A 26,577-nucleotide genomic window follows, 5' to 3' on the forward strand; every position below is an offset into this window, starting at 1 on the left:
CGCAGCATGTGCCAGGACAAGCGGTGACGACCGCATGAGTGTGCATATTCGAGCGCGCGCGGGCCGACCGGAGGCAGCATGACCGTCCTCCACAATGGACCCCCTTCGCGGCCCAGGCGAGCCCATCCGTGGATCGCTACGGCCGGGATGTTTTGGTCGTCTGCCTCGCCGGCACCTTCGTCATGGACGAGGCCACGCGCGTCGCTCACGAGCAGGTCGCCGCGCCGATCGAAGACATCTATTGGGGGGAGCCCGGAGCCTCGAGCCTGCGGATCGCCGGCCAGACCACGTATGATCGCCCCGGCACGGACATCTACCTCGAGGGGTTCGCCTGGACCCCGGGTGGGCGACCTGCCGAGCGTTCGCGCGTCGACGTCCGCGTCGGCCCGTGCCACGTCACCGCGACGATCACCGGCGAGCGCGTGTGGACCCGCGGGCTCACGGGGCTGCGTCCGTCGGCCCCCCGGCCATTCACGCAATTGCCGCTGCGCTACGAATACAGCGCCGGCGGCCCCGACGATCCGCGCAATCCGGTCGGCCGCGGCTACCGCTCGGCGCAGGCGGCCGAGGGCCAGCCGCTCCCCGCGATCGAGGCCGAGGACGCTCCGTGCGAGCGCTGGGAGGATCGCCCCCCGCCCGTCGGGTTCGGACCTATCGCCCCTCAATGGCAGCCCCGATTGGGTCACGCCGGCACCTACGATTCGCAATGGATGGAGCAGCGCGCTCCCCTGTGGCCGACCGATCTCGACCCGCGCTTCTTCAACGCCGCCGCTCCCGGCCTGGTGGCCACGCCCGGGCTCGTCGGCGACGAACCCGTGCGGCTCGAGGGCGTGAGCCCCGACGGACCGATCGCGTTTCGCCTGCCCCGCCTCCGCCTGCGGGCCACCCTGCAGCGCCGGCGAGGTCGCCAGGCCCAGCCCATGGCCCTCGACGCGGTCGCCCTGGCGACGGAGGTCCGCCGCTTCACCCTGTACTGGCGGACCTCCTTCGCCGTCGCGGACGACTGGCTCGAGCTCGAGGGCGTCCACGTCCGCACCCTCGAATCATGGGAGGCCCCATGAACACGCCGGAGCTCGCATTGATGCGCCTCGGCCTGGGCACCCCGCTCGGCCTGACTGCGCCGACGACCCTCGCCGCGGCGCGCGCGGGCATCGTCCGCTTCGCCGAGACGACCCACGAGGACCGCCACGGCGACCCGCTCCGCGCCTCCCGCCTCGCACGGATGGACCCCGCGTGCGAGCGCAGCCGGCGGATCGCCGCGCTCGCCGGCTGGGCCGTGCAGGACTGCCTCGCCGCGCATTCGTCGACGTCGCCGCTGCCGCTCTACGTCGCCGCGCCCGCGGCCGGCGACGCGCCGGTGGACGAGGCCGCGATCGTCGAGGCGCTGCGCAGCGAGGCCCCCGTGCCGCTCGAGCTGCGCGAGGTCGTGCGAGGCGGCCGCGCCGGCATGTTCCAGCTCCTGGCCGCGGTCGCCCGCGACGCCCCGCCCTCGCCCTGGTGCTCGCGGCCGACAGCCTGTGCGACGACGCCACCCTGAAGAAGCTCGGCGAGCGCGACCGCGTGCTCGGCTCGCGCCGCGACGGCCTCATCCCCGGCGAGGCCGCCGGGGCGCTGCTGCTCGCGCACGGTCCGACTCCCGCCGGCGAGCGCCCGCTGGCGCGAATCACAGCATGCACTTTGGGACAGGTCGGCCGCGGCCCCGAGCGCGTGCAGGCGCTCGCCGACGGCCTCGGCGACGTATTCGCCCGGCTCGCGCGCCAGCCGCTGGTCGCCGACTCGCGGCCGCGCTGCGTCGCCAGCGGCCAGACCGGCGAGGTCTTCGAGGCGCGCGCCTTCAGCTACGCCGCGCTGCGCCAGGCCCCGCTGATGCCCGAGCCGCTGGTCCACCTGCGGGCCTGCGACAGCTTCGGCGACACCGGGGCCGCCGCGCCCGCCCTCGCCCTCGCCCTCGCCCTGCACCGCCTGCGCGCGCACCCCGGCCGCGCCCTGCTGTACGCCGGCGGCGAGGACGGAGCCCTCGGCGCCTGCGTCCTCGACGTCGCCGCCACCGACCCCGGAGCGACCTCATGACGAAGACCTTCGCCAACGGCCGCACGATCGTCCACCAGCGCGACGGCCTCGCCGACATCGCCGGCCCGCCCGACGTGTGCAAGACCCCGACGCCTGCGGGCCCCGTGCCGGTGCCTTACGTCAACGTCGCGCGCTCGATCGACCTCGCCCAGGGCGCGCGGCGGACCCGCATCGCCGGCGCCCCGATCGCGCACGCCGCCTCGTTCATCGCCACCAGCACCGGCGACGAGCCCGGCACCGCCGGCGGCGGCGTCATCTCCAGCCGGATCCGCGGCAAGCTGAGGTGGCTGTCGACCAGCCTCGACGTCCGCGTCGAGGGCAAGGGCGTGGCCCGCTTCAGCGACGCCGTCGGCCACAACGGCAACACCTTCAACACCGCCTTCACGCAGGTCGGCGGCACCGGCTGGGCCTACGGCGACGACTCCACCGAGCCGTGCCCGATCTGCCAGCAGGGCCCCGAGCGGCACCGCGTCCACGAGACCGCCGACAGCCACCGCCGCGCGCGCCAGCTCTACGACGCGCTCCAGCAGGCCTATGGCGAATACCAGGCCAACCTCACCGAACAGAACCGACTCGCGACCGAGGTCGATCGGCTCAAGGCGGACAAGCAGGCGTACGAGAACGGACTGGACGCGGCGCCGGGCAGCTCGTCGCAGGCCGACCCGTTCGCCGACCCGCCGGAGGCGGGGCCCTCGAACCCTCGGCCGACGCGCACCAAGGAGCAGAAGAAGCAATTGAAGGAGCACGACAAGGGCATCCGGGCCGTCGCCACCGAGATGCGGGCTCTCGGCGAGGCGAACGGCAAGGCGGCCGTACACAAGAGGACCACGCCTCACGGCGGGTACATGATCGGCGTCATGGTCTGCAAGTCGAATCAGATCTTCGCCGCGATGTCGGGGCAGACGCTCCCGGGGTTCAAGAAGGTCGTGGCGGAGCTGGGCTGGACGCTGTGCGACGACGAATCGACGGTGGCCGAGTACGCCGCCGCGAACCCGGCGGTGACTCCCGCCAATCAACAGGCCTTGCAGGACCGCTGGGACGACGCGCAGCGCCGGAACGACAACGGCGAGCCGCACTACAACCCCCGGGCAAGTGCGCCGCCGCCAAGCTCGTCACCCGCAACCAGCAGCACATCCCCGCGGCGATCACCGAGATGTTCTTCGCGCCTGTCCAGCCCCACCAGGTCCACCTCCGCTACCGCCATATCGACAAGTGGCACCCCTTGCGCGTGGCGCTCTACTATCTGACCTTCAAGAGGGTCAACCGGATCGATCGCACCGCCTCCTTCGATCCGCGAGAGACCGTGCCCTCCTGCCTCACCTGCCAATCGCTGGTGCCGCTGACCCTGTGCGACCGCGAGAACCGCAACTGCCCCTAGACCGGTGTCCCCATGTCGTTCTCGCCCATCCTCGCCTTCCTCGACGCCCGCGTCCCCGAGCTGCGCGCCGAGCTCCGCGGCGCCACCCCCGAAGACATCGACGAGCTCGCCGAGCTGTGCCCGCGGCCGCTGCCGCGCGCATACGTCGAGTTCCTGCAGGCGATGGGCGGCTCGAGCGGCAGCTTCTCGGCGCTGCCGGTCGCCGATTGCCGCGCGGCCGAGCTCTGGCCGCACCTGGTTGCCACGCCGCCCTCGTACCCCGCCGACCGCTTCCTCAAGATCGGCATCGACCTCGGCATCGGCCGCGATATCCGCCGCGACTGGTTCCTCGATCTGCGGCGCGGCGATCCTGACGACCCGCCCCTCGTCACCTTCGAGGACGAGGGCGACCCCGCGGACTTCGTCGAGGCGCGCGCCCACGTCGTCGCCCGCTCGTGGACGGCCATGTTGCAACGGCAAGCGTTCCTGTTCGGCGCCGTCGACCGACGCGCGTTCCAGCAGCAAGAGATCGTCACCCCCGCGGACGAATCGCGCCTCGCCGAGGCCGCGGCGATCTGCGAGCGGCTCGGCCTGACACGCGCCCTGCCGTCGCAGCCGGGCCTGCACACCTTCGAGCGCGCCGACCTGGCGGTGCTGCTCGAGCGGCCACCGAACATGCGGCGGCTCGAGATCGTGGTCGGCGCCGACGCTGCCCGCGCCGGGCAACACTTCCTCGAGATCCTCCGCGACAACCTCGACGCGGCAGGTGATGCGTGAGCTCGATCGCGGACACTCTGGCGAATCGCTTCGAGCTGCGCGCGCGCCTCGGCAGCGGCGGGCTCGGCCAGGTGTTCGTCGCCCACGACCGGCAGACCCGCCGCGAGGTCGCCGTCAAGGTCCTCGACGTCGCGCCGATCGCCGCCGACAAGCTGACCCGCCTGGCGATCCTCCTCCGCACCGCCGCGAGCGTGCAGCACCCCGCGGTCGCGCTGCCGCGGGTCCTGATCGGCACGTCCGAGAGCCCGCCGTTCCTCGCCGGCGAACGCGTCGCCGGCGAGGACCTCGCCGAGCTGCGCCGCCGCGCGGGTCCCCTCTCGTGGCAGCGCGCGCTCGCCATCGTCCACGCGTGCACCGAGGCCCTGTCCGCCCTCGCCGCGGCCACCGGCGCTGCCCATCGCGCGCTCAAGCCCGGCAACATCCGCGTCACTGCCGCCGACGAGGTCCGCGTGCTCGACTTCGGGATCGCCGAGCTCGGCGTGCAGCCGGTCCCCGCCGACGAGCACGGCATGTTCGCCGAGTACCGCGCCCCCGAGCAGCTCGCGGGCGCCCCCGGCGACGCGAGCTCCGACGTGTTCACTCTCGGCGTGCTGCTGTTCGAGCTGACGACCGGCGTGCATCCGTTCACCGGCCCGACCGCCTTCAAGGCCGCGCGCGCGGTCACGTCCCTGCGCGCCGCGCCCCGCCCCTCGGCGCTCGCCCCGGCGACCCCGCTGCCCTCGCAGGTCGAGGCGCTGATCATCCGCGCCCTCGCGCCGCAGCCCTCGCAGCGCCTTTTAAAGATGTCGCCGAGATGGCGCAGCACCTCGCGCTGATCCGCCGCTCCCCCGGCCTGACGCCGCGGACCTCCGCCGCACCGACGCCACCCACCGCCGAAGACGAGCCCACGCAGCACGGCGAGCTCCCGGAGAGCGCCGAAGATCGCACGACGATCGTCAGCCTGCCCTCGGCCCCGGACCGAGGATTGCGGCTCGAGCCGCGCAGCACCACGAGGCCCGCGAAGCCAGCGTCACTCATCGATCGCGCCGACCCGCCCGAGCACCCGGGGACGACCCGGCTCGCCACAAAAACGGCCGAACGCAGCGGCACGATCGAGCGAGCGAACCGACGCTCCCGCCACGAATCATTCCCCCGCCCGACCCCCGAACGCTCCGCTCGACCCCCTCGACCGCACCGACCCTCTGGCCCCGCATCAATCCCAAGCCCCGCAGAAGATCGATTCGCTCGACGAGCCCGACCGTCGATCCCAAGCCCCGCAGACGATCGATCCGCTCGACGAGCCCGACCGTCGATCCCAAGCCCCGCAGGCGATCGATCCGCTCGACAAGCCCGACCGCACCGAACTTCTGGCCCCGCATCGATCCCAAGCCCCGCAGGCGATCGATCCGCTCGACAGGCCCGACCGCACCGAGCCTTTGATCCCGAATCGATCCCGAGCCCCGCAGGTGATCGCTCCGTTCGACGAGCCCGACCGCGCCGGATCTCTGGCCGCGGATGACCCGGACGCTCCGACGATCGCAAGGGTCGACAGGACCCTCGTCGACCGTACCGAGGTCGTGCCGGCGAGCGAGCGACCGACGCTGCCGGGCGACCCGATCCTCGTCGACGGGACAGTCGCCGATCGCATCGATCGCACGCAGGCCTTGCCGACTCGCTCGCAGGCAGCAGACCCGACCCTCGTCCTGCCGCCGGAGCCCTCTCCCCCGCCTCGCCCCGCGCCACGCGAGCCGGCATCGGCGATCGTGCGCGGCGAGGACGACGATCGCACCGTCCTCATGGCGCGAGACCTCCGCCCCCCGCAGTAGCGAGCCGTTCCGTCGCCACGGCCCCCGTCCCCACCGCGACACGTCCAGCCGCGCGCAGGTCCGGGCTGTTCTGGCCCGCCCTGTTCTGCCTGATCTCGCTGGGCCTCGCGCTCGTCGCCCTGCTGATCTCGTTGTGGACGTAGCGCGCCGACGAAGAAGATTTATGACATGACCCCAAGGGCATGTCTAAAGACACATCATTGCGCGCAGCCGAACCCGAGGAACATCTGCCCAGCGTCCGCCGCGAGGCCGAGACGAGAGCTCGTCGCCGGTCAGCGCGCGCAGCGGAACCCGAGGAACGTCTGCCCGGCGTCCGCCGCGAAGCCGAGGCGGAGCTCGTCGCTAGTTGCTCTGCGGGGTGCGAGAAATCGCCGCCGCGGGCCTCGCGGCCGAACGTCTCGTCTTTGAGGATCGCGCAGTCGCGACACATCGGCCCCATCGTCCCGTGATAGTCGAGCACCCATTCGGCCACGTTGCCGGCCAGGTCGGCGTGCCCCCATTTGCCGTCGCCCGCCGGCGTCGAGCCGACCGTCGGCAGCAGGCACGCGTCGACCGCCGTGTCGCAGCCGAAGTTCGCGCGCGAATCATCGGCCGCCGCCTCCCCCCACGGGAACGGCCGCTGCTCGTTCCCCCCGGCGGCCGCGTAGTTCCACTCCGTCTCGGTCGGCAGCCGGCCCTCGTCCCACGCGCAGAACGCGAACGCCACGTACCACGAGACGCAGTTGATCGGCGCCATCTCCTTGTCGCCCGGCGCGTCGGTCCACGTGCGGAAGTTCGGGTCGCACTGCAGCGCCAGCTGCAGCGCCGCCGCGTCCGCCGGCAGCATCGCGTCCCACTCCGCCTGCCAGCCGCTGCCCTCGATGCGCGGGTGAGCCCCCGCCCCCGGCATCGGCCGGTTGCGCGGGTAATCGGCGACGAACTGGCGGAACCGGCCAACCGTCACCTCGTAGCGGTCGAGCTCGAAGTTCGCCACCGTCGCCGGCAGCGCCGGGTCGTTCACGCGGTCGAACCCGCCGCCCGCGACCGCCCCGCTCGCGCAGCAATCGTCATCCCCCGCCGCGCCGCAAGCCGGCTCCACCCCCTCGCAATGCGGCAACGCCAGCACGTTCGGCTCCACGTCGGGAAAGCACCCCGCCGACAGCGCGACCACCACACAAGCGATTCGCCTGGGAATCATGATTAGAACCTCCCCACGACGCCGAGCCCGCCCGCGCCGGGCGCCAGCCACGGCGTCGCAGTCGTCCTGCGCGGCGCTCTCCGCTTGCCTGCCTTCGTCCGTGCGATCTCCACGATCGCCACCGTCACCGCCGCCAGGCCCACCGTGCCGAGACCGATGAACAGACCGAGGTCCCGATTCTTGCGCGCATTGTCGGCCGCGAAGTCGTAACCCGGGTCGCAATACGTCCCGCCCGGGACATCCTGACAATGCGCCTTCAGATCGGCGATCGCCGCCCGGTTGTCGACGAGGAAGTACACCGAAGCTCCCATCAACCCCAGCCCCACCCCGCCGGTGGCCCACGCCCAGGCCGGCACCTTGTCGCCCTTCTTGCGGCCCTTCGCGTCGGCCTCCTCGACGCGCACCAGCGCCAGCTTCAAGGTCACCGTCTCGGTCTTCCCCTCGACGAGCTCGACCGATCGCCGCAGCGGCTGATGCCCCGGCGCGCTGGCCCCGATCTCGTGTTGTCCCGGATCGATCGGCACCGCCTCGCCCAGTTCGCGGTCCGGGACCGGCTGCCCGTCGCGCGTGATCGCCACCCCGGCCGGCGCGACCTCGACCACCACGCGCAGCCGCGGCAGCCGCGGCTCGAGCGCGGCGATCCCCTCGCGCGCGAGCGCCTCCAGGCCCTTGCGCCGGCGCGCGTCCCGGGTCTCGTCATTGTGCTCGATCGCCGCCTGATAGGCCGCCCACGCCGACGCCAGCTTGCCCGCGCGCTCGTGGCATTTGGCCAGATTGAGCGCCGTGCCCGTCGACGGATACAGCGCCATGCTCTCCACGAATTTCGGGCAGCCGCCCGCGTCGTCGCCGGCCTCGACCCGCGCGCGGCCCTCCTTGAACAGCGCCTCGGCGGCCGCCTTGTCACCGCTCGCGGGCGCGGCCACAGCCGGGCCCACGTCCGCCAGGCAGACGGCGCACGCGAGGGCCGCAGTCAGCCCGCGTCGCCGGATCGATTCACATCTGGTCGAGGAGATCATCGCTTCGTTTCGGACGCGAGGCGCCGCCCGTACGCCGCGATTTATGGTTCGACTGCGCCGGCTTGGCCGCCGGAGCCGGCGCAGTCGGCTGCGGAGCGGACTGGGGCGGAGGCTGCGGCGATTCGGCAGAGGCTGGTGCGGGCAATGGCGCCGGAGGCGCAGGCGCGACGTTCGTCGGTGCTGCGATTGGCTCCGCCGCCGGGGGCTCCGCGGCCGGAGGCGAGACCCCCCAAACCAGGGCGGCCACCAGCCCGATCACCGACAATCCCCCGACCACGAATAACGCGACTCGCAGGCGAGAACCGGAGCCTCCCGCGGGTCCCTCCGCCAGGGTCCCGGTCGCCGGCAGCGTCGGCAGAATTCGGCCGCGCTGTGACTGCCATCGGCGCCGGGCCTGCGGCTCGCCGCGCGCTCGCCCGCGGCCAGCAGGGCCGCCGATTCGCCCGCGCCCGGCAGGGCCGCGAACGCCTCGACCAGCTCCGTCGCGCTCTGGAACCGCTCCTCGAGCGGCCTGGCCAGCGCGCGCGCGAAGAAGCGATCGACCTCGGGGCCGAGGTCGGGCGCGACCTCCGAGGCGCGGGGGATCGGCGCGGTGCAGATCGACACGAACACGTCGCCGATCTCGCCGTCGCGGAACGGCAGCTTGCCCGTGAGGCAGCGAAACGCGATGACGCCCAGCGACCACAGGTCCGTGCGGTGATCGACCTGCGTGCTGCTGCGGACCTGCTCCGGGCTCATGTACCGCGGCGAGCCGAGCACCGCGTCCGCGTGGGTCGGCTGGTCACCGTCGATGACGCCCGTGGACTTGGCGATCCCGAAGTCCAGGATCTTCACCACCTCGTCGCCGGCCTGGCGCGCGAGGAAGATGTTGGCCGGCTTCATGTCGCGGTGGATGAGGCCGATCTCGTGCGCCCGGCGCAGCGCCTTGCCCACGTCCTCGACGATCCGCCGCGTCGCCGCCAGCGACAGCCGCCGCTCGCGCGCGAGCCGGCTCGCCAGGTCCTCGCCCTCGAGCAGCTCCATCACGATGTAGGGCGCGCCGTCCTCGATCCCGTAGTCGTGGACCTGCACCGCGTGCGGGCTCTTCAGCAGGGCCGCGGCCTTCGCCTCGCGCTCGAAGCGGGCCCGCAGCTCCGTCGAATCGGCGAGCTCCGGCGCCATGAATTTCAGCGCCACGTCGACATCGAGCTGCAGGTGGCGGGCCACCCAGATGCTGCCCATCCCGCCCTGCGCCAATACGCGCCCCAGGCGGTAACGCCCCGCGACGATCGTGCCTGCTTCGTGCCCGGCCACGCGGCAATCGTACGGCTGGAGCCGGTCGGGTCGACCGGTGCGGCGCACCCGGGCGCGATCGGCTCATGAAGGCCCGCTCGCGGCGGCGGAGCGGACGCGACAGCGCCATGCGGCCCGCGGGCCGGTTCGCGCGCAATACCCGCCCCGCGTCGCCCTCGCCGCAATTCAGGCCCCGGCCGCCGGTCGCGTCGAGGTTTACCCCGATTCGCTATCGCCGGCGCCGCCGGCCGATCCACCCCAGCAAGCCACACAGCCCCAGGGACATGACCCATGAGCCATGTCCTTTCGGACCGACGCTACAACCGAACACGCCCCCGTCGTCGACGAAGTCCGCTTCCCACGCGACGTACGGCGTCTCCGAAGCCAGCTGGCCCAGCGCCCGCGCATTGCCGGCCGCGTCGTGGGCGACCAGCGCGAAGTGATAGACCTCGTCGGGGTCGAGCCCCGTGATGAGCACCGACGTCTGGTCGGGCGCGATGAATCCGCTGCACACGCGGCTCCAGTCGAGCCGCTGCATCTGCGGGCTCACGCACAGCTCGCACGAATCGCTGCACAGGCCATCGTCGGAGTTCTGATGGCCCTCGTCGCACTCCTCGCCCGGATCGACGCGTCCGTCGCCGCAGAGGCCGAGGCCGTCCTCGGCCACCTTCACCCAGTATGCGGCGCGCCGCCGCACACGCTGTCGACCGTGTAGTAACTCGTCCCGTCGGCCGCCTCGTCGCGCGCCGGCGCCGGGAACGACAGCTCCGGCGGGTATTGCCACTCCGTCTCGCACAGCACGCGGAAGCCGGCGATGTCCTGCGAATCGGGCGAGCTCCAGCTGAGCAGCACACCGCCCACCTGCGGCTCGGCCCGCAGGTCGTACGGCAGCTCCCACGGCGGCTCGAAGTCGTAGCGCAGCGGCTCGCCCGCGGCCTCGGCGTCGTACACGAAGTCACCCTCCTGACAGCCCTCCGCCCCGTCGGCTTGCGGGTCGCACAGCCACACTCCGCCCTGGCCCTCGCCCTCGCAGCCGCGCGCCAGCGTCGTGTACGGCGACCCCACCTCGCGCTGCGACGAGGCGACGTAGCTGTTCAAGAACGCCGGGTGAAACAGCGCCGAGAAGCCGGCCCGGAGCACCGCCGCCGGCTCCTCGAACAGCACGCCACACAGACCGTTGCGCCCCTCCGCCGCCTCGCGCCCGGCGCAGCGGTTGCCGACGAACCCGAGGATCGTCCGCGCCGCCGTGCCCACCCCGCCGTCGGCCTGCAGCTCGGCCGCGATCGGCACCCCGCACTCGCAGCGGGCGCGGTTGACGAAGCGCTCGCGGTCGACGTCGTCGAGCGTCCGCAGCGGTTCGCCCTGCTCGTCCAAGATCGCGTAGCGCACCCGCACGTCGAGCGATTCCTCGACCGCGAGCGCCTGGCCCGTCGCTGCGAACACACCCGCACCCACGACCCACGCCAATCCACGAGGCTGTCGAAGCATGGCCGTCCAACCGCGCCGCTCCTGCGCGTATTCCCGCCCGCCCCTCGCCGCGATGCCGACCTCCGCACCGCTCCCCGGGCGCACGCGAGGCCCTCGCTCGCGCCGACCCCCATGCGAAGGCCTCGCGACCGGAGCGCCGCGCGCCCGCGAACCACCGCCGCGCCGCGAGGTGCGACGATCGGCCTCGCCCGCCGCGGAGCCATCGACCGGCTCGCCGCGCCGACCCTCGCCATTCCACGAGTGCGATGATTCGCCTCGTCCGGCCCGATGCACCGTCCGCCCCGAATCACCGCACCTGCGAATGTCACCTCACGCGATTCGACCTCACTTGCGCCCGGGCGCCGCCCGCATCGCGTACGCGATCCCGTGCTCGAGGCTCGGCAGCGTCTGCGCCCCGCCGAAGTCGGCCCCGAGCTCCACGAGCACGCGCGCCACCTCCGGCCCGATCCCCGTCAGCACCAGCTCTGCGCCGAGCAGCCGCACCGCGCGGGTCACGTCGGCCAGCGCCCGCGCGGCCACCTCGTCGACCCGCGGCACCCCGGTGACGTCGAGCAGCACGAACGCCGCGCGCCGCGCCTGCACGCCCTCGAGGATCGCCTCGAGCAGGCGGCCGGCGCGGTCGGCGTCGACGTCGCCGACCAGCGGCACCGCCACCACGTGGCGGGCGATCGGCACCAGCGGGGTCGACAGCGCCAGCAGCGTCGCCCGCTGGGCCTCGATCACCTGCTGCTGCAGCGCCACGTGCTCGGCCGCCGCGACCTCGAGCGCCGCCGTCCGCTCGGCCACGCGGGCCTCGAGCTCGGCGTTGAGGCGCAGCACCGCCTCGCGGTCGCGCCGCTGCTCGGTGATGTTGCGGACCACCTTGATGAGGCCGTCTTCGCCGACCCGGATCACCCGCGCCTCGTACCACTCGGTCGCGCCGCCCATGTCGAGCGCGTACTCGAGGCGGGCCTTGCCCGCCGGGCCGGCCGCGGTCGCGAACGTCGCCTCGAACTGCGCCCCGATCTCGGGCGGCAGCACGTCCTGCATGCGCTTGCCGAGGAAGAACTCCGGCTCCACGTACAGCGGGGTCGTCGGGCTCGCGAAGAAAGTGCGTGATCGTGCCGTCGAGGCGCAGCTGGAAGAACAGGTCGGGCATCCCGCGGAAGATGACCTCGAGCGCCGCCGCCAGCTTCAGCCGCGCCTCGTGCACGCGCTGCGCCTCGGCGGCCTCGCGCTCGAGGCGGGCGACGCGGGCCCGGAGTTCGTCGTTCTCGGCGCGCAGGCGGGCGGCGGTCGCGGTCTCGTCCATGGTGCGGCGCGGACGATAGCCGAGCCGCGCGCGGGCACGTGCCCGCCGTTGCGGTCGACCCTTGCGCAAGGTCACCAGGCCGCCCAGCCGGCGCCCCGCCAGGCCGCCCGGCCCGATTGACCCGCCGACCATGAACGGCTGTTCACGCAGGCCGCCCGCGACCTCCCACGAAATTTCGGGCCTGCTGGCATCATTCGCGGCGCTCGTCGCGAAACACGTATCATCACAGTTCGAATCGCGGCCTGCCCGCGCGCGCGGCGCGCCCGAATGTGAGCAGTCGCCTGCGCGCAGAGGTCGTCATCGCCGGGCGCCGCCGCGCGGCCGCGCCTCAGCATCTCGCCCACGGGAGCCGCGACCCTCGGCAAAACTCCCGGCCTCGCCGCGCGCCTCGCCGATCACGCGCCGGAGCGCGTGATAGTGTCGCTTTCGTGCCCACCATGTCGACGATCCAGCGCACGCTGCTCTTGCCGGTGACGCTCGCGCTCGGCTGCCCGCAGGGCGGCGATGTCGCCACCCAGGGCGACCCGAGCACGACCGGCGACGCGGCCGCCAGCACGGCCACCGGCACCGACGTCCCGACCACCGGCGCCAGCGGCCCCGGCCCGACCTCGAGCGGCACCAGCGACACCGGCGACACCGGCGACACCGGCGAGCCCCCGGGCGAGCCGTCCGGCAACGCGCTCGATCAGAACGCCCTGTTCACCTGCGACGACCGCCCCGCCCTGCCGCCCGCCGACCTGCGCCTGATCGACCGTCAGGAGTGGACCCGCAGCGTCGGCACCTGGTCCGGCACCGACCTCGCCAACAACCCGCTGTACCCGCGGGCCGCCCACCGCTACTCGACCTACAGCGACGACGAGGCGCTCGACCCCAGCGTCCTCTCGCTCTACCTCGACGTCGTCGGCGGCTCGGGCACCTCGTGGACGATCGGCAAGTGGGACGTCGGCCGCGTGCGCACCGTGATCGAAGACCCCGAGTGTCAGTGCTTCCTGAACGACGCCGCGCCCGCCTCCGAGTGCGTCGATTACTTCGTCCGCCGCTACCTCGAATTCGGCGCGGTCTACCGCCCCGTCGACGACGAACAATTCGCGGCCCTCCGCGAGTTCGCCGGCTCGGTGCTGGCGGCCGAGGCCGGGGTCGAGTCGCGGCCGGCGACGATAAGGCGCATCGCCGCCGCCGCGTGGATGACCGCCGCCGCGCTGCACCGGCCCGAGCTCGGCGAGGGTGCGCCCGACGAGCACGGCCGCCTGCGCCTCGGCGACTGGGAGCTGGCCCAGGCGATCGCCTACGCGCTGACGCGCTCCCCCGCGGGCGTCCCGAGCGTCAATCGCACCTACGAGGCCGGCTTCACCAAGGGCGACATCGACGGCGACCTCGGCGACCTCCTCGACGCCGCCGCCGACGGCACGATCAAGGACCCCGAGGTCGTCGCCACGCTGGTCCGCGCCCACTTCGGCGGCCTCGACGAGGAGCGCCGCGACCTCCTGTTCGAGCCGCACGACGGCCGCTGGTGGGAGAACCAGGGCGAGTACTGGATGGCCACCGGCGTGCGCGCGTTCTTCCGCGAGTGGCTCGGCTACGGCGGCCTCGCCGACAAGCCGGAGAAGGTCGAGGTCGCCAAGACCTCGGGGTGGATGGGCGGCGTCGTCGAGCTCAGCTACTGGAACCTGGTCAGCGGCATCTACGGCTACGAGAACACCCTCGTCACCCAGCTCGACGACATGATCGCGCGGATCGTCGCCGGCGACCAGGACGTCTACGCGCAATTGCTGACCTCGCGGATGTTCTACACCCCGGCCAACGACGGCTATCAGGAGGGCGAATCGTCGGTGTCGAACTCGACCGCCGAATCGCCCCGCGTCTACAACGTCTCGGGCATCACCCCGCAGACCCGCGAGGCCCGCTGGAAGCAGCTGCCGGAGGGCGAGCGGGCCGGCGTGCTCACCCACCCCGCGTGGCTCGGCGCGCACTCGCTGTCGTTCGAGAACGACCCCAACCTGGTCCACCGCGGCAAGTGGATCCGCGAGGAGCTGCTGTGTCAGAACATCCCGGACCTGCCGATCAACGTCGCCGCCATGCTGACCGAGGCGTCGCGCGAGCAGTCGGCACGCCAGCGGATCTCCGAGCAGATCGACGCCGACCCGTACTGCAACGGCTGCCACCAGATGATGAACCCGCTGGGCTATCCGTTCGAGATCTACAACCACGCCGGCTTCCTCCGCGTCGAGGATCACGGCGGCCCGCCGAACGGCACCAGCGTGCTCGCCAACATGCCGGCGCCCGAGCTCGACGGCGCGGTCAACAGCGCCGTCGATCTGAGCACCCGCCTCGCCGGCTCGAAGTACGCCAAGCGCTGCTTCATGCGCCAGGTCTTCCGCTTCTTCGCCGGCCGCGAGGAGACGATGCACGACGGCTGCACCCTGGTGGCCATGGAGACCGCCTACGACGAGAGCGGCGGCGCGTTCAGCGAGCTGCTGATCGCATTGTTCAACAGCGACAGCTTCCAGTACCGCGTGCCCGAGTGAGCGGCGACGACCCGGAGACCCTGCCATGTTCACACGTCGTAACTTCCTCACCACCGCGGGTCTTTTGACCGGCGCCGGCCTGTTCGGCGGCGCCGCGCTGACCGGCCGGCGCAGCCGCGCCGCCGACGGCGACCCGCGCCGCGTCGTCATCTTCCTCGAGGGCAACGGCATCCGCCCCGCCTGCGTGCGCGACCCGCTGACGCTCGAGACGCTCGAGGGCTACGCCGGCAAGCCGATCGAGAGCAACCGCGACTACGGGCACGACGACCCGGTGCTCGTCCCGGCCGCGCCGCTCGCCGAGGCGCGCTCGCTCGGCGCCCTCGCCGGCGTCGACGACGACATCTCCCTGGTCGAGCGCGCCTGCCTGGTGCTCGGATTGTCGGCGACCTACGTCGGCGGCGGCCACTCGACCGACTTCGGGGCGCTCAGCGCCTCGCGGGCGGCGGGCGGGCCGGCCGGACCGACCCTCGAGACGGTGCTCTCGGCGATCCCCGAGGTCCGCGGCAACACCCCGTTCGACGCCATCCGCATCGGCGTCGGCGCGGCCACCACCCCGCTCAATTACGCCAGCTGTGCCTTCGACGCCGGCAAGCCCGCGCCGGTGCTGCTGAGCCCCGCGGCCTCGTTCGCCTCGCTGTTCGGCTCGGTCGCCTCTGGCCAGGCCGGCGAGGAGTTCGAGACGCGCAAGCAATTGCTGGAGTTCGCGCTCGAGGACGTGAGCCGCGAGCTCAAGACATTCGCCGGTTCGAAGCGCGGCCGCGCCAAGCTCGAGACCTACGAGGCCTCGCTGCTGACCATGCTGGCGCGCAACGACCAGATCGTCGGGATGAAGGGCGCGCTGCAGGCGGTCAAGCCGCTCGGTCCCGGCGAGGCCGACCCCGACCCCTACGCGTCGGACGACCCGCTCGAGCAATTGCGCCTGCAGGCCGACATCGCCACCGCCTCGCTGCTCGCCGGCCTCACCAACGTCGCGGTCGTCACGTTCGGCGCCGGCGCCTACTACTGGTCGCTGCAATACCCGACCCTCGTCGACCTCTACCCCGGCAAGCAGGTGCTCGGCGGCCACGACCTCCGCCACGGCGAGAGCCCCGAGTTCCACGAGGTGCTCCACGAGGTCACGAGCCGCGGCGTCGCCGAGATGGCGCGCATGGCCCGGACCCTCGCCGCGCACCCCGAGCAGGGCGGCACCATGCTCGACAACACCCTCCTGCTCTACATGTCCGACAACGGCGAGCAGCACCACTCGAACGCCGAGGAGTGGGCCATGCTGCTGCTCGGCGGCAACAACATGGGCTTCAAGACCGACGGCCGCAGCGTCACCTACCCGAAGAGCGGCCACGAGAACAATCGTCAGACTTCCAACATGTTCAACTCGCTGCTCCACGGCGCCGGCCTGCCGACCGACGACTTCGGCCACACCGACCCGAACACGCGGATCGCCGAGGGCCCGCTCGCCGAAGTGTGGGGCTGAGGGCTCACGGCGGCGGCGGCGGCGGCAACGGCACCCCGCCGTCCTCCGCCTCCAGCGGGAGGCGGTCGCGGATCCACATCAGCAACGGCAGGTTCGGCGCCGACGGCAGGAAGAACACCCACGAATCGCTGATGAGCAGCGGATTGCAGGCGTCCGGCGGCTCGTCGGCGAATTGCGCGTCCCGCAGCGCCCGCAGCTCCGCGGCCAGCGCCGGGTCGACGATCGGCCGCGACGCGATCGGCCCGACGTGGGTCTGCCCGTCGTGCGAGATGCTGGCCGGGTCGAGGGCGAACGGCCACGGCACCGCGCAGGTCCACGTCTCCGTGACCGGCAGGTCGCTCTCGACCACGGGCGCGATCAGCTCGATCGCCACCGGCTCGCTCGCCGCCATCGGCTCGCCCGCGTCCCACAGCGACTCGAACCATCCCCTGGCCGCCTCGTTGACGCCGGCGAACTCCAGCGGCGGATCGACGCCCCACGAACAATCGTGGCTGCACCGGAGGCTCGCTTCGCCGTCCGAATAGAGGTAGTTGCTCGCGCCTTCGTCGAGCGAACCGTAATCGCCGGCCACCGCCGGCCACCGGTCGTACAGCAGCGACAGCGACAGCGCCTGCTCGAGCTCCGGTGTGAGCACCCCCGTGCGCGTGAGCTGCCAGTTCTCCGCGTGGAACTGCGACGGCTGCGACGGCCGCGAGCGGCTCGCCACCCAGTAGCGACAATCGCCGCGGACGTAGAGATAGCTGGTCCCGAGCTCGTGGGCGATGCTCGTGGTCTGGACGAACTCGTTCCCGTTCACGCGCACCGCCAGCCGCAGCTCCTGCGAGCCGTCGCAGATCCGCCGCCACTCGGCCCCGCCGGCGGACGTACCTTCGGTCACGCCGGTGGACGTCCCTTCGGTGGCCCCGCTCTCGGTGTCGGAGCCCTTGTCGCCCCCGCAAGCGCCGAGCACCCCGCCAAGAACGATCGCCATCCCCCTGCGCGCGCGACCCGGACTCATTCCGGCGATACTACCACCTCGCCGCCCCTCAGCCCGCCCCGTCGCGCGTGCACCCGCGCGGCAGCGTCAGCGTGAAGCGCGTTCCGGCCTCCGCCGACGACTCGACCGTGAGGTCGCCCCCGTGGGCCTGCGCGAGCTGCCGCGAAATGTATAGACCGAGCCCGAGCGACGCCCGCGGGTTCGCGTCCGGGTCGGCGCGCTGGAACGGCTCGAACACCGAGGCGAGCCGCTCCGGCGGGATCGGCTCGCCGCGGTTGTGGACCGCTACGATCACGCGGTCGGCCGCCAGGTCCGACTCGACCCGCACCAGCGAATCAGCAGGGCTGAACTTGAGCGCGTTGTCCAGCAGGTTCGTCAGCACCTGGGCGATGCGGTCGGGGTCCCAGCGCCCGACCATGCGCACGTCCGGCCCGGCGCGCTCGATCGTGCGGCCCGGATGCGTCAGCATCGCCTCCTCGATCACCTGCCGCAGCAGTAGCCGCATGTCGACGGCCACCGGCTTGACCGGGATCCGGCCCTGATTGCGCGCCTGCGTGAAGTCCAGCAGGTCGCCGATGAGCCGCATCGCCCGGTCGGTCGCGCCGCGCAGCCGCTGCAGCTGGCGACAGGCCGGCGCCGGCAGGTGCTCGGTCCGCAGCATCAGCTCCGCACAATGCACGATGATGGTCAGAGGATTGCGCAGATCGTGCGACACCACGCCGATCAGCTGCGCCTCGTACTCGTGCGCCTTCAGCAGCGCCTCCTGGGCCGACTTCACGTCGGCCTCGCGCTCCGTCGAGAATTGCTCGACCGCGGCGGCCACCCCCATCGACGCCACGTGGATCAACACCCGCAGGACCTCGACGTCGAGGCGGCCCTCGGTCTCGGCGAACAGGTCGAACAGGACATCGAGCAGCAGCGTGTATTCGTCGACCACCGCGCGGATTTCAGAAGCCGTGGCGATAGCGCTGGGTCCCGTGCTCGCGAGCCACCTCCGCCGTGGGCGCCTCGGCTCCGCCGCGCTCCTCCGCCGCCCCGCGCCGCAGCGCCGCGGCCAGTTCGTCCAGGAACTCCGGCAGACGGTCGACCAGCTCCGGGGCCGGAAGCGGGCGCCCGGCCACGTTGCGCGCGCGGACGCGACGCAGCCAGCGCTCGACGATCACCTGCTGCTCGCGCTCGAGCCGATCGGCCAGCGCATGAGCCTGCTGCGAGCACGTCGACATCGTGCGGCCAGGGTAGCGGAGGCTCGCCGGCGCGCCGACCGACCCCGCCGTGAACGACCCCGACGCGCGGACGCGCAGGCGAGTCTGCGGCCCGCCACCGGCCCGCCCGCCTCCGGCGAGGCCGGCGCCGCGTGCTTGTCGGCGGTCGCCGCTTCCGCCACCATGGCGTGCAGTGCCACGAATCCTCCACGACCTCGCCTGCCTCGACGATCGCCGCCTCAGCCCGTACTGCTGGCGCAGCAAGTGGGCCCTGGCCCACAAGGGCCTCGAGTTCGAGGCGCGCCCGCAGGGCTTCACCGCCATCCCGCGGCTCTACGACGGCGCCCATCGGACCGTCCCGATCCTCGACGACGACGGCCACGTCGTCGCCGACTCGTGGGCCATCGCCGACTACCTCGACGCTCGCTACCCCGAAAGCCCGCGCCTGTTCGAAGGGCCAGCCGAGCGCGCCCTCTGTCGATTCACCGAGGCCTGGCTGTTCGGCGCCCTCGTGCCGCTGCTGATGCCGATGCTCGCGCTCGACATCCACGATCACGCGCGGCACGAGGATCGCGCCTACTTCCGCGAGAGCCGCGAGCAGCGGCTCGGCCGTAGCCTCGAGGCCGCAGCGGCCGGGCGCGAGCACCGGCTCGACGACGTGCGCGCGGCCCTGAACCCGCTGCGCCTCACCGTCCAGGGCCAGCCGTTCCTCACCGGCGAGCGGGCGGGGTACGCCGACTACATCGCCGCGGGCCTCATGCAATGGGTCGCCTCGGTGACGACGCTGCCGCTGCTGGAGCGCGACGATCCGGTCGTCGCGTGGCTCGAGCGCGTGCGCGACCTGCACGGCGGCCTCGGCCGCACCAGCCCGATGTACGCAATTGCGGTGTGACGATCGCACGGATGCGAACTCGGTGAGACCACGACGAGCCCCGCGCACCCGTGCGCGACCATCTCTGGCATATTCGCCGCATGCCACGCACGCGATCGATCTGCGCGGCGGCGCTGCTCGCCGCTTGCAGCAGTAAGGCCGTCGACACCGCCACCGACACGACGACGACCACGGGCTCGTCCTCCGCGCCGGACACCACGGACACCTCGACCGCGACCACCGAGGGCGACGACAGCACCACGACCTCCACGAGTTCGACCTCGAGCTCGAGCGCGCCGACGAGCACCACCGCCGCTCCGACCACCGGCACCGTCGACACCACGGGCGACGACACCGCGACCACCACCGGCACCACCACCGAGGCCATGCCGAGCGGGCCGAACGTCGACGTGTCGGATCCGCAGCTCTACGAGTTCTCGTTCAAGGCCGACGAGGCCGACCCGGCCGCCGCGCTCGCGCTCGGCAACCAGCTCGCCGAGCTCGACACCACGGCGCCGCTGCAGGGCCGCCTGGTCGTCTACCTGCACGGCGCCGGCGCGCCGACCACCTGCGGCTCGCAGGCCCACGGGGTCGTGCTCGCGCGCATGGGCTTCCACGTGATCCACCCGTGCTACGTCAGCGACTACGGCGTCGGCAACTGCGGCGACGACATCGGCGGCTGCCGCCTCGAGGCGTTCGAGGGCGTCGACCACCACGAATTCATCGACATCCCGCCGCCCGACAGCATCGAGACGCGCGTGGTCAAGATGCTGGAGCACCTGCAGGCGCTGCACCCCGGCGGCGATTGGCAGTACTTCATCGAGGACGGCAAGCCGCGCTGGTCGGAGATCGTGATCTCGGGGATCTCCCACGGCGCGAGCAGCTCGGGCGTGATCGGCATGAACCGCGCGGTCGAGCGCGTGGTCATGCTGTCGGGCCCGCTCGACAGCGACCAGGCCTGGCTGAAGGGCGACCCGCTGACCCCGATCGACCGCTTCTGGGGCTTCACCCACACCGGCGACGACCAGCACCCCGGCCACCTGCAGAGCTTCGCCGACATGATGCTGCCCGGCGAGCCGTTCGTCGTCGACGGCGCCGCCCCGCCCTACATGGATTCGCATCGCCTCGTCACCTCCGCCGCCACCGGCGACGGCCACGGCTCGACCCAGGCCGGCGGCGCGTCGCCCAAGGACGGCGACGTGTACGTATTCGAGCCGGTCTGGCGCGCGATGTACGGCGCCGACTGAGCGTTGCGGACACATGTCCCCGGGGACATCTCATCTGTCTCTCGGGACATGGCGAAGCCGCCCGCGTCGACGCCGCTCGCCGCCCGCACCTGGGGCCGAGAAAGCCTCAGGGAAGGACCCCAGGCCGCGAGCGCCGCACGTTCTCCGAACGGGGAGACCCTTGACGTCGGCGGGTGGGACGGGCACACGAATGGCCGGAGACTGACGACATGCGTACCTCTTTCAATTACGCGCACGTTTCGACCGCCGTCACCTTCGCCGCGGTCTTCGGCCTGCTCGCGCCGTCGCTGGCGCTGGCCGCCACGCTGACGGTGGGCGCCGACAAGCAGTACAAGACCGTGAAGGAAGCGGTCGGGGCGGCCAAGAGCGGCGACGTCATCGAGATCGATCCGGGCGAGTACGTCGACGACATCTCCTCGATCAAGGTCGGCGACCTGACGATCCGCGGCGTCGGCGACTCCCGCCCGCACCTGCGCGCCACGGTCCCGCCGCCCAACAAGAAGGGCATCTTCGTCGTCGAGGCCGGGGTCGGCCCGGTCACCGTCGAGAACCTCGAGTTCTCGGGCTCGAAGATCAGCGAGGGCGACGGCAACAACGGCGCCGGCATCCGCGCCCAGGGCACCGACCTGACCGTCCGCAACTGCTACTTCCACGACAACCAGAACGGCATCCTCGCCGGCGACGGCGCAATGACGATCGAGTACTCCGAGTTCGCCTACAACGGCGAGGCCGGCTACGAGCACAACGTCTACATCGGCACCGCGCCGAAGTTCGTGTTCCGCGGCAATTACTCGCACCACGCCAAGTCGGGCCACGCCCTCAAGTCGCGCGCGCTCGAGAACCACATCCTCTACAACCGCCTGATGGAGGAGGCCGACGGCAACGGCTCGGCGCTGATCGACCTGCCCCAGGGCGGCCTCTCGTACGTGATCGGCAACCTGATCCAGAAGGGGCCGATGGCGGAGAACAAGTACCGCATCGTCTTCTACAAGGGCGAGGGCGGCACCAACCCCGACCTGCGCCTGTTCGTCAGCCACAACACCTTCGTCAACGACGGCGCTCCCGCCGCGACGTTCGTCGAGGCCCCGGCCGGCGCCGAGGTCAACGTCTACAACAACCTTTTCGTCGGCCCCGGCACCCCGATCAAGACCGGCGACCCCAACACCAAGATCGTCGACCTCGGCAACCTGCAGACCGAGGACGCCGGCCTGGTCGACCGCTCCGGCTACGATTACCACCTGCTCGACGGCGCGCCCGGGATCGACGCCGGCGAGGTCCTCGACGCCCTGCTGATCCCCGATTCGCAGTACCTGCACCCGACCCAGACCGAGGGCCGCCCGGTCGTCGGCGCGCCCGACATCGGCGCCTACGAGTTCGGCGTCGACGAGGGCACCACCACCGACGACTCGACCACCGGTGATTCGACCACCGGCGACGATTCGACCACCGCGCCCGACCCGGACACGACCGCCGGCCCGACCTCCGACGGCCCGACCACCGGCGGCCCCACGACCGACGACCCCACCACCGGCGCCGACACGAGCGACGGCGACACCGGCACCACCGGCTCCGCGCCGACCACCGAGGGCAACCTCGGCACCACCGACGCGACCGGCGGCGCCGCCACCGACACCGACACCGACAGCGGCTCGGTCGACGACGACGGCGGCGGCTGCGGCTGCCGCAACGACGCCGGCGGCGGCCCCGGGCGCTGCTGACCGCGTTCGCGATCTTCGGCCTTACCGCCCGCCGCCGTCGCCGCTAGCCTCGGGCATGCCTCGAAGGACATGTTTCTTAAACATGTCCTCGAGGGCCCCATGCAACGCGCGGCTCCCCCGGGCCGCGCACCTAGGCGTCACACTGGTCTTCCCTGTACTCGCACCAATTGATCGGCTCGGCCAGACACACGTGCGCGCAGCCGTTGCAGTCGAAGTCGCCGCCGAACGCGCGCCCGACCTGGCTGCAGAACGGCCGCTCCGGCTCGTCGCATTCGCTGTCGAACCCGCCGATCCCGTCGCTCGGGGTGCACGGCTTGTAGCATTCGCCGGCCTCGGCCGCCCCCTCGCAGCCCCAGTCGTCGCACACGAAGTCACCCGGCTGACAGTTTCGCTCGTACGGCGGCCCGCCGGTCGGCTCGCCCGTGCTCGTGCTCGTGCTCGTGCTCGTCTCGCTCGACGTCTCGGAGGTGACGTCGCCGTCGCTGCCGTTGCCGGGCTCGCGGATCGTGCAGGCGCTCAGCAGGGCAGCGAGGACGGCGAGGCGGCGCATACGACTCGCAGTATAGCCGCCCCCGCTTCCCCGCGCGCAGACGCCGTCTGCACGTGAGACCGCCGCTACGGGCACTCGTCGGCCCCGAATTCGCACTGGTTCTGCGGCTCGGCCATGCAGATGTGGACACACGAGTTGCAGGAGAAGTCGCCGCCGTCGGCCAGGCCGACCTGGCTGCAGAACGGCCGCTCGGGCTCGTCGCACTCGCTGTCGAGCGCGCCGACCTCGCCGTCGGGCGTGCACGGCTTGTAGCACTCGCCGGGGAGCGTCGCGTCCTCGCAGCCGAAGTCGCCGTCGCACACGAAGTCGCCGGGCTGGCACTCGCGGTGGTACTCGGGATCTCCCGTCCCGTCGGTGGTGGTCGGCGTCGTCGTCCCGGGCTCGGTCGTCGCATCGGTCCCGTCGCCGGTCGTCGTCGTCGCCTCGGTCGTCGGGCCGGTCGTCGTCGTCGTCGTCGTCGTGCTCGTCGTCGTCGACGTCGACGCGTCGGTGTCGGTGCCCTTGCCGGTGTCGGAGCAGGCCGTGCTCGTCGCAATGCAATGCAGCGCGAGCGCGGCCACGAATGAGCGGTGTCGCAAGCCAATCATACACCGACCGTACCCCGACGACGACCGGCCGGCAACCGGGCTCATCCGCGAGCCCGGCGCGCGAATTCCTGCGAGCGCGCTATTCCTCGTCCTCGGCGCTCATGCGGACGTGGACCCGGCCGTCGTCGGCCGGCGCGTTCGCCCGCGCGGCCAGGGACTTGGCCGCGCCGTCCGGGTCGCCGACCAGGAACACCGCCGAGCAGGCGCCCGAGTGCGAGAACTTGGCCTTCTTGCGCAGCACGTAGGCCACGCACTCCTTCACCTTCTTCGGCGCCTTGCCGACCACCTTGGCCTGCAGCAGCTTGCCGTCCTCGAACTCCCACCTCACCGCCAGCGCCGCGCCTTCCTTCGCGCACGAGTCGAGCGAGTCCTTGCCCTTGGCGACCCCTGCGACCACCTTCGCCAGCGCCGGCTCGCCCTGCTCGACCATGCGGCACGCCATGTCGCGCGCCTGCAGCCCGCCCGCGCCCAGCTCGGCCACCTTCGTCGTCAGCTCGAGCTCGACCGGCTTGCCCCCGGACGCGCTCAGCTGCTTGACCACGTGGCAGGCGTCGTCGATCTGCCACTCGCACGCCTTGGCGAAGTGCTGCTCCGCCTTGGCGACGTCGCGCTTGGTGCCGGTCCCGTCGTGGAACGCGATGGCGGCCTTGAAGCAGCCGTACGCGCTGTGCCCGACGCACGCGTTGATGTACGCGTTCACCCCGCGCATCTTCGCGTCGGCCGAGTCCTGCGAGAACAGCAGATCACCGACGCCGGTGCAGCCGTCGATGTCGCCGAGCTTGCAGCCGCTCTGGTACATCTCGATCGCCTGCGTCAGGTCGGCCTCGACCCCGCGGCCGGCGTGCAACTGCTGGCCCGCCCGGGTGCACGCCGCCGGCCGCCCGCCCGCGCACGCTTTCTTGGCGAACTCGAGCTCGATCTGCGGCGTGCCCGTCCCCTCGCGCGCCATGTCCGAGCGGCGCTCGCACGCCTCCGGATAGTCGTTCGCGCACGACTTCTCGTACACCTCCGCCGCCTTGGCCAGGTCGACCGGCCCGCCGCGCCCCTGCTGGTACAGCTCGGCCAGGCGGAAGCACTGGAACCCGTCGTTCTTCTCGCACACCGCCGTCAGCGGCTCGCGGGCGTTGTCGTAATCCTTGTAGAACATGGCCGCTTCGGCCTGCTCGACACATTGCGCGCCGAAGCACGAGTCGTCGCCCGTCGGCGTCTGGGTCGACTCCTTGTGACAGCCCGCCGCGAGCGCGAGCGAGAGGATGAAATCGAAACGGAAACAGCGACCCCTGCGGCGCACCCCGCCATGAAAAGACCAGGTCCGCGGCCACGTCAACGAAAATCTCGTCGCAGCGCCGATGCGGCCCTTGTATGCCGCTCGGCGCCCAGCGGATACCGGCGACGCAGCGAAACAATCCGGCGCAGCCCACCCTCGCTCGCCCGACGGCGTCCCCGCTCGATCGCGCCCCGCGCGTGCCCGCCGGGCCTCGCGCTCGCGCAGTTGCGCGGCGCTCGCAAGCGCCGCGCCGACGTCGGCGAGCGCGTGTCGGTGCAGCGACGCCGTGCGCGCCCCGCGACCGACGGCGACGACTCGACGCGCGTGACACCTGTCCGCCGCGGCGAGGTCGAGCCTCCGCGAGCTCCTCGCATTCGCGACGCCGCAATGTCAGCACCGCCGGGCCGCCGACGGGCCGCGCGGCTGTCGATGATGCAATCTACGCCGGCCCCGCGGCCATCTGGGGGGCGCGGACCACAACTCGACAAAATGCCGTGGATCCCCCATTTATGTGCAAATAGGCGGCCCTGCGCGGGCCCTCGCGTAGACTCGCGGGCGATGCAGAGGCACACGACGATCGCAGTGGTGGTGGCGGGGTTCGCCGTCGCGGCCTGTCCTGGCAATCAGGGCACGAGGGCGACGGACACCAGCGACCCGACCGGCGACCCGACCGCAGGCACCGCCGGCGACCCCACGGGCACGAGCCCCGCCACGGCGACCGCCGATTCGACCACCGCCGACCCGCCGACCACCGGCACCACCGCGACGACCGCGATCACCGTCACCGACCCCGGGACCACCACCGCGACCACGGACGAGCCCGGCACCACCACCGATTCGACCACCGACGATTCCACCACCACGACCACCGGCAATCCCGGAACCACCACCGGCGGCCCGATCGATTGCAGCGACGAGCCGCCGATCCCCGCCGGCCCCGACGTCGTGCTCGCGCCCGAGTTCGCCGATTCTACAAAACGTACGAGCTCGGCCAGGTCCCGGGCATCCCCACCGACTCGCGCCTCGGCGGCTGCGTGATCTCGCATGAAAACCCGAACCTCCTCCTCGTCGCCGGCGACTCCGAGACCGCGACCGGCAAGGTGTGGGCGATCGAGGTCGTGCGCGGCAATTGCGACCACATCGTCAACTTCAAGGGCGTCGCCCAGCTCGTCGCCGACACCCCCTACGTCGACGCCAACCTGGCTCTGGTCGAGTCGGGCCTGATGTTCTACACCGCCTGGCCGATCAACCAGATCGGCCAATTGCTGCCCGGCCAGATGGTGCCCGCCGTCACCACCGACATGGCCGGGCTCGGCGTCGAGAACTCCGTCAGCGGCCTCGGCTTCGTCCCGCCGGGCTTCCTCGACCCCGGCGGCATGCGCACGATCACCTGGCCGGGCGGCAAATGGTATCACCTCGACCGCACCGCCAATGGCGACACCTACACCCTCGCCAACGCCCAGCAGACCGCCACGCTCCCCTTCGGCCCCGGCGGCTTCGCCTACGTGCCGAAGGGCTCGCCCGGGTTCGAGGTCGACCACCTGATCGTCTCCGAGTGGTCGGCCGGCACCGTCGGCGTCTACCGGGTCGACGACCTCGGCGACCCGCTGCCCGAGTCGCGCAAGGACTTTTACCTCGACTTCCCGAGCCCGTGGGGCGCCTACTTCGAGCCGCTCACCGGCGACTTCATGTTCCTCACCTGGGGCGCCGGGCAGGACCGGATCTACATCGTCCAGGGCTTCGAACCGCCGCCGCCGATCCCCCAATGAGGGCAGCGCCGCGGGCCGGCGATAACGCCGATTCCCCGGCGGCTGCGCGCCCGCGTTCGCGGGCGCGCCATGTCCGGGCGCGCAATCGCGGCTTGACGCCGCCGCCCTCGCTCGTCGCATCATGAGCGCGAGGGAGGATTT

General features: G+C 72.1%; 28 protein-coding genes. 16 read left to right on the forward strand and 12 right to left on the reverse strand.

The annotated features are described in order from the left end of the window. The first annotated feature begins 128 nt into the window (after window positions 1–128). The 8 genes from OV079_RS28505 to OV079_RS28540 all read left to right on the forward strand — a co-directional run bounded on the left by OV079_RS28505 (window position 129) and on the right by OV079_RS28540 (window position 6,009). Window positions 129–1,061: a DUF2169 family type VI secretion system accessory protein gene (locus OV079_RS28505; RefSeq protein ID WP_267772100.1), complete on the forward strand. Its 933-nt coding sequence runs from the start codon at window positions 129–131 to the stop codon at window positions 1,059–1,061. Next, on the forward strand, window positions 1,058–1,537 hold the full coding sequence (locus OV079_RS28510; RefSeq protein WP_267772101.1) for a hypothetical protein: 480 nt from the start codon (window positions 1,058–1,060) through the stop codon (window positions 1,535–1,537). The genes OV079_RS28505 and OV079_RS28510 overlap by 4 nt, the downstream gene beginning before the upstream one ends. Continuing rightward, window positions 1,498–2,070, forward strand: coding sequence for a hypothetical protein (locus OV079_RS28515; RefSeq protein WP_267772102.1), 573 nt, complete (start codon window positions 1,498–1,500; stop codon window positions 2,068–2,070). The genes OV079_RS28510 and OV079_RS28515 overlap by 40 nt, the downstream gene beginning before the upstream one ends. Beyond that, window positions 2,067–3,317, forward strand: coding sequence for a DUF4150 domain-containing protein (locus tag OV079_RS28520; protein ID WP_267772103.1), 1,251 nt, complete (start codon window positions 2,067–2,069; stop codon window positions 3,315–3,317). The genes OV079_RS28515 and OV079_RS28520 overlap by 4 nt, the downstream gene beginning before the upstream one ends. Next, on the forward strand, window positions 3,299–3,448 hold the full coding sequence (locus OV079_RS28525; RefSeq protein WP_267772104.1) for a hypothetical protein: 150 nt from the start codon (window positions 3,299–3,301) through the stop codon (window positions 3,446–3,448). The genes OV079_RS28520 and OV079_RS28525 overlap by 19 nt, the downstream gene beginning before the upstream one ends. 12 nt (window positions 3,449–3,460) lie before the next feature. Continuing rightward, window positions 3,461–4,204, forward strand: coding sequence for an SMI1/KNR4 family protein (locus OV079_RS28530; RefSeq protein ID WP_267772105.1), 744 nt, complete (start codon window positions 3,461–3,463; stop codon window positions 4,202–4,204). After that, on the forward strand, window positions 4,201–5,019 hold the full coding sequence (locus tag OV079_RS28535) for a serine/threonine-protein kinase (RefSeq protein ID WP_267772106.1): 819 nt from the start codon (window positions 4,201–4,203) through the stop codon (window positions 5,017–5,019). Before OV079_RS28530 ends, OV079_RS28535 begins: the two co-directional genes overlap by 4 nt. Window positions 5,020–5,649: 630 nt before the next feature. After that, complete coding sequence (locus OV079_RS28540; RefSeq protein ID WP_267772107.1) at window positions 5,650–6,009, forward strand: hypothetical protein; 360 nt, start codon at window positions 5,650–5,652, stop codon at window positions 6,007–6,009. Here OV079_RS28540 and OV079_RS28545 read toward each other — a convergent pair. The 6 genes from OV079_RS28545 to OV079_RS28570 all read right to left on the reverse strand — a co-directional run bounded on the left by OV079_RS28545 (window position 5,978) and on the right by OV079_RS28570 (window position 12,021). Next, on the reverse strand, window positions 5,978–7,186 hold the full coding sequence (locus OV079_RS28545; RefSeq protein ID WP_267772108.1) for a formylglycine-generating enzyme family protein: 1,209 nt from the start codon (window positions 7,184–7,186) through the stop codon (window positions 5,978–5,980). The two genes, OV079_RS28540 and OV079_RS28545, sit on opposite strands and share 32 nt — an antisense overlap. A gap of 2 nt (window positions 7,187–7,188) precedes the next feature. Continuing rightward, window positions 7,189–8,121: a peptidase associated/transthyretin-like domain-containing protein gene (locus tag OV079_RS28550; protein WP_267772109.1), complete on the reverse strand. Its 933-nt coding sequence runs from the start codon at window positions 8,119–8,121 to the stop codon at window positions 7,189–7,191. 336 nt (window positions 8,122–8,457) lie between these two features. Beyond that, entirely contained in the window at window positions 8,458–9,495 is a 1,038-nt protein-coding gene (locus tag OV079_RS28555) for a serine/threonine-protein kinase (protein WP_267772111.1), read from the reverse strand. Window positions 9,496–9,703: 208 nt separating this feature from the next. Then, window positions 9,704–10,141, reverse strand: coding sequence for a hypothetical protein (locus tag OV079_RS28560; RefSeq protein ID WP_267772112.1), 438 nt, complete (start codon window positions 10,139–10,141; stop codon window positions 9,704–9,706). A 2-nt stretch (window positions 10,142–10,143) separates the two neighbouring features. Further along, window positions 10,144–10,917 (reverse strand): hypothetical protein, encoded by a 774-nt coding sequence (locus tag OV079_RS56315; protein WP_267772113.1) that lies wholly within the window; start codon window positions 10,915–10,917, stop codon window positions 10,144–10,146. A gap of 369 nt (window positions 10,918–11,286) precedes the next feature. After that, window positions 11,287–12,021, reverse strand: coding sequence for an STAS domain-containing protein (locus tag OV079_RS28570; protein WP_267772114.1), 735 nt, complete (start codon window positions 12,019–12,021; stop codon window positions 11,287–11,289). Between OV079_RS28570 and OV079_RS28575 the strand changes: the two genes are divergently transcribed. The 3 genes from OV079_RS28575 to OV079_RS28585 all read left to right on the forward strand — a co-directional run bounded on the left by OV079_RS28575 (window position 11,996) and on the right by OV079_RS28585 (window position 16,249). After that, window positions 11,996–12,373 (forward strand): hypothetical protein, encoded by a 378-nt coding sequence (locus OV079_RS28575; protein ID WP_267772115.1) that lies wholly within the window; start codon window positions 11,996–11,998, stop codon window positions 12,371–12,373. The two genes, OV079_RS28570 and OV079_RS28575, sit on opposite strands and share 26 nt — an antisense overlap. Before the next feature lie 317 nt (window positions 12,374–12,690). Then, window positions 12,691–14,778 carry a DUF1588 domain-containing protein gene (locus tag OV079_RS28580; RefSeq protein ID WP_267778666.1) on the forward strand — a complete coding sequence of 696 codons (2,088 nt, stop codon included), beginning with the start codon at window positions 12,691–12,693 and terminating at the stop codon, window positions 14,776–14,778. A gap of 25 nt (window positions 14,779–14,803) precedes the next feature. Further along, a complete protein-coding gene (locus tag OV079_RS28585) occupies window positions 14,804–16,249 on the forward strand; it encodes a DUF1552 domain-containing protein (protein ID WP_267772116.1) in 1,446 nt (481 codons plus the stop codon). 4 nt (window positions 16,250–16,253) lie between these two features. Here OV079_RS28585 and OV079_RS28590 read toward each other — a convergent pair whose 3' ends face one another. The 3 genes from OV079_RS28590 to OV079_RS28600 are packed head-to-tail and all read right to left on the reverse strand — an operon-like array spanning window position 16,254 to window position 18,448. Beyond that, the gene (locus tag OV079_RS28590) at window positions 16,254–17,246 is read right to left on the reverse strand and encodes a hypothetical protein (RefSeq protein WP_267772117.1); all 993 of its coding nucleotides are present in this window, start codon (window positions 17,244–17,246) and stop codon (window positions 16,254–16,256) included. Between the two features lie 28 nt (window positions 17,247–17,274). Continuing rightward, on the reverse strand, window positions 17,275–18,162 hold the full coding sequence (locus OV079_RS28595) for a sensor histidine kinase (protein WP_267772118.1): 888 nt from the start codon (window positions 18,160–18,162) through the stop codon (window positions 17,275–17,277). Window positions 18,163–18,172: 10 nt separating this feature from the next. Further along, window positions 18,173–18,448: an RsbRD N-terminal domain-containing protein gene (locus OV079_RS28600; protein ID WP_267772119.1), complete on the reverse strand. Its 276-nt coding sequence runs from the start codon at window positions 18,446–18,448 to the stop codon at window positions 18,173–18,175. Between the two features lie 172 nt (window positions 18,449–18,620). On the opposite strand from OV079_RS28600, the gene OV079_RS28605 reads away from it, so the two are divergent. The 3 genes from OV079_RS28605 (at window position 18,621) to OV079_RS28615 (ending at window position 22,263) form a co-directional block, all read left to right on the forward strand. Further along, window positions 18,621–19,319, forward strand: a complete 699-nt coding sequence (locus OV079_RS28605) for a glutathione S-transferase family protein (protein WP_267772120.1) — start codon at window positions 18,621–18,623, stop codon at window positions 19,317–19,319. Window positions 19,320–19,399: 80 nt separating this feature from the next. Next, on the forward strand, window positions 19,400–20,545 hold the full coding sequence (locus OV079_RS28610; protein ID WP_267772121.1) for a BPSS1187 family protein: 1,146 nt from the start codon (window positions 19,400–19,402) through the stop codon (window positions 20,543–20,545). 209 nt (window positions 20,546–20,754) lie between these two features. Next, on the forward strand, window positions 20,755–22,263 hold the full coding sequence (locus tag OV079_RS28615) for a right-handed parallel beta-helix repeat-containing protein (protein ID WP_267772122.1): 1,509 nt from the start codon (window positions 20,755–20,757) through the stop codon (window positions 22,261–22,263). A gap of 130 nt (window positions 22,264–22,393) precedes the next feature. Here OV079_RS28615 and OV079_RS28620 read toward each other — a convergent pair whose 3' ends face one another. From OV079_RS28620 to OV079_RS28630, 3 genes are all read right to left on the reverse strand, one after another. After that, window positions 22,394–22,813, reverse strand: a complete 420-nt coding sequence (locus OV079_RS28620; RefSeq protein WP_267772124.1) for a hypothetical protein — start codon at window positions 22,811–22,813, stop codon at window positions 22,394–22,396. Between the two features lie 65 nt (window positions 22,814–22,878). Further along, on the reverse strand, window positions 22,879–23,391 hold the full coding sequence (locus OV079_RS28625; protein WP_267772125.1) for a hypothetical protein: 513 nt from the start codon (window positions 23,389–23,391) through the stop codon (window positions 22,879–22,881). Between the two features lie 88 nt (window positions 23,392–23,479). After that, window positions 23,480–24,547, reverse strand: coding sequence for a tetratricopeptide repeat protein (locus tag OV079_RS28630; protein WP_267772126.1), 1,068 nt, complete (start codon window positions 24,545–24,547; stop codon window positions 23,480–23,482). Between the two features lie 678 nt (window positions 24,548–25,225). Here OV079_RS28630 and OV079_RS28635 point away from each other — a divergent pair. Further along, complete coding sequence (locus OV079_RS28635; RefSeq protein WP_267772127.1) at window positions 25,226–25,705, forward strand: hypothetical protein; 480 nt, start codon at window positions 25,226–25,228, stop codon at window positions 25,703–25,705. Next, on the forward strand, window positions 25,702–26,436 hold the full coding sequence (locus OV079_RS28640) for a hypothetical protein (RefSeq protein ID WP_267772128.1): 735 nt from the start codon (window positions 25,702–25,704) through the stop codon (window positions 26,434–26,436). Before OV079_RS28635 ends, OV079_RS28640 begins: the two co-directional genes overlap by 4 nt. Window positions 26,437–26,577: the final 141 nt, after the last annotated feature.

Origin of the sequence: Nannocystis pusilla (assembly GCF_026626665.1) — a bacterium.
GTDB classification, from domain to species: domain Bacteria; phylum Myxococcota_A; class Polyangia; order Nannocystales; family Nannocystaceae; genus Nannocystis; species Nannocystis pusilla.

What these genes read in the sequence shown, in the direction of transcription:
- OV079_RS28510 (WP_267772101.1), top strand. Translation starts at nt 1,058, where the DNA reads ATGAACACGCCGGAGCTCGCATTGATGCGCCTCGGCCTGGGCACCCCG.
- OV079_RS28545 (WP_267772108.1), bottom strand. Translation starts at nt 7,186, where the DNA reads ATGATTCCCAGGCGAATCGCTTGTGTGGTGGTCGCGCTGTCGGCGGGG.
- OV079_RS28590 (WP_267772117.1), bottom strand. Translation starts at nt 17,246, where the DNA reads ATGAGTCCGGGTCGCGCGCGCAGGGGGATGGCGATCGTTCTTGGCGGG.
- OV079_RS28620 (WP_267772124.1), bottom strand. Translation starts at nt 22,813, where the DNA reads ATGCGCCGCCTCGCCGTCCTCGCTGCCCTGCTGAGCGCCTGCACGATC.
- OV079_RS28615 (WP_267772122.1), top strand. Translation starts at nt 20,755, where the DNA reads ATGCGTACCTCTTTCAATTACGCGCACGTTTCGACCGCCGTCACCTTC.
- OV079_RS28520 (WP_267772103.1), top strand. Translation starts at nt 2,067, where the DNA reads ATGACGAAGACCTTCGCCAACGGCCGCACGATCGTCCACCAGCGCGAC.
- OV079_RS28530 (WP_267772105.1), top strand. Translation starts at nt 3,461, where the DNA reads ATGTCGTTCTCGCCCATCCTCGCCTTCCTCGACGCCCGCGTCCCCGAG.
- OV079_RS28630 (WP_267772126.1), bottom strand. Translation starts at nt 24,547, where the DNA reads ATGTTCTACAAGGATTACGACAACGCCCGCGAGCCGCTGACGGCGGTG.
- OV079_RS28635 (WP_267772127.1), top strand. Translation starts at nt 25,226, where the DNA reads ATGCAGAGGCACACGACGATCGCAGTGGTGGTGGCGGGGTTCGCCGTC.
- OV079_RS28585 (WP_267772116.1), top strand. Translation starts at nt 14,804, where the DNA reads ATGTTCACACGTCGTAACTTCCTCACCACCGCGGGTCTTTTGACCGGC.
- OV079_RS28580 (WP_267778666.1), top strand. Translation starts at nt 12,691, where the DNA reads ATGTCGACGATCCAGCGCACGCTGCTCTTGCCGGTGACGCTCGCGCTC.
- OV079_RS28600 (WP_267772119.1), bottom strand. Translation starts at nt 18,448, where the DNA reads ATGTCGACGTGCTCGCAGCAGGCTCATGCGCTGGCCGATCGGCTCGAG.
- OV079_RS28610 (WP_267772121.1), top strand. Translation starts at nt 19,400, where the DNA reads ATGCCACGCACGCGATCGATCTGCGCGGCGGCGCTGCTCGCCGCTTGC.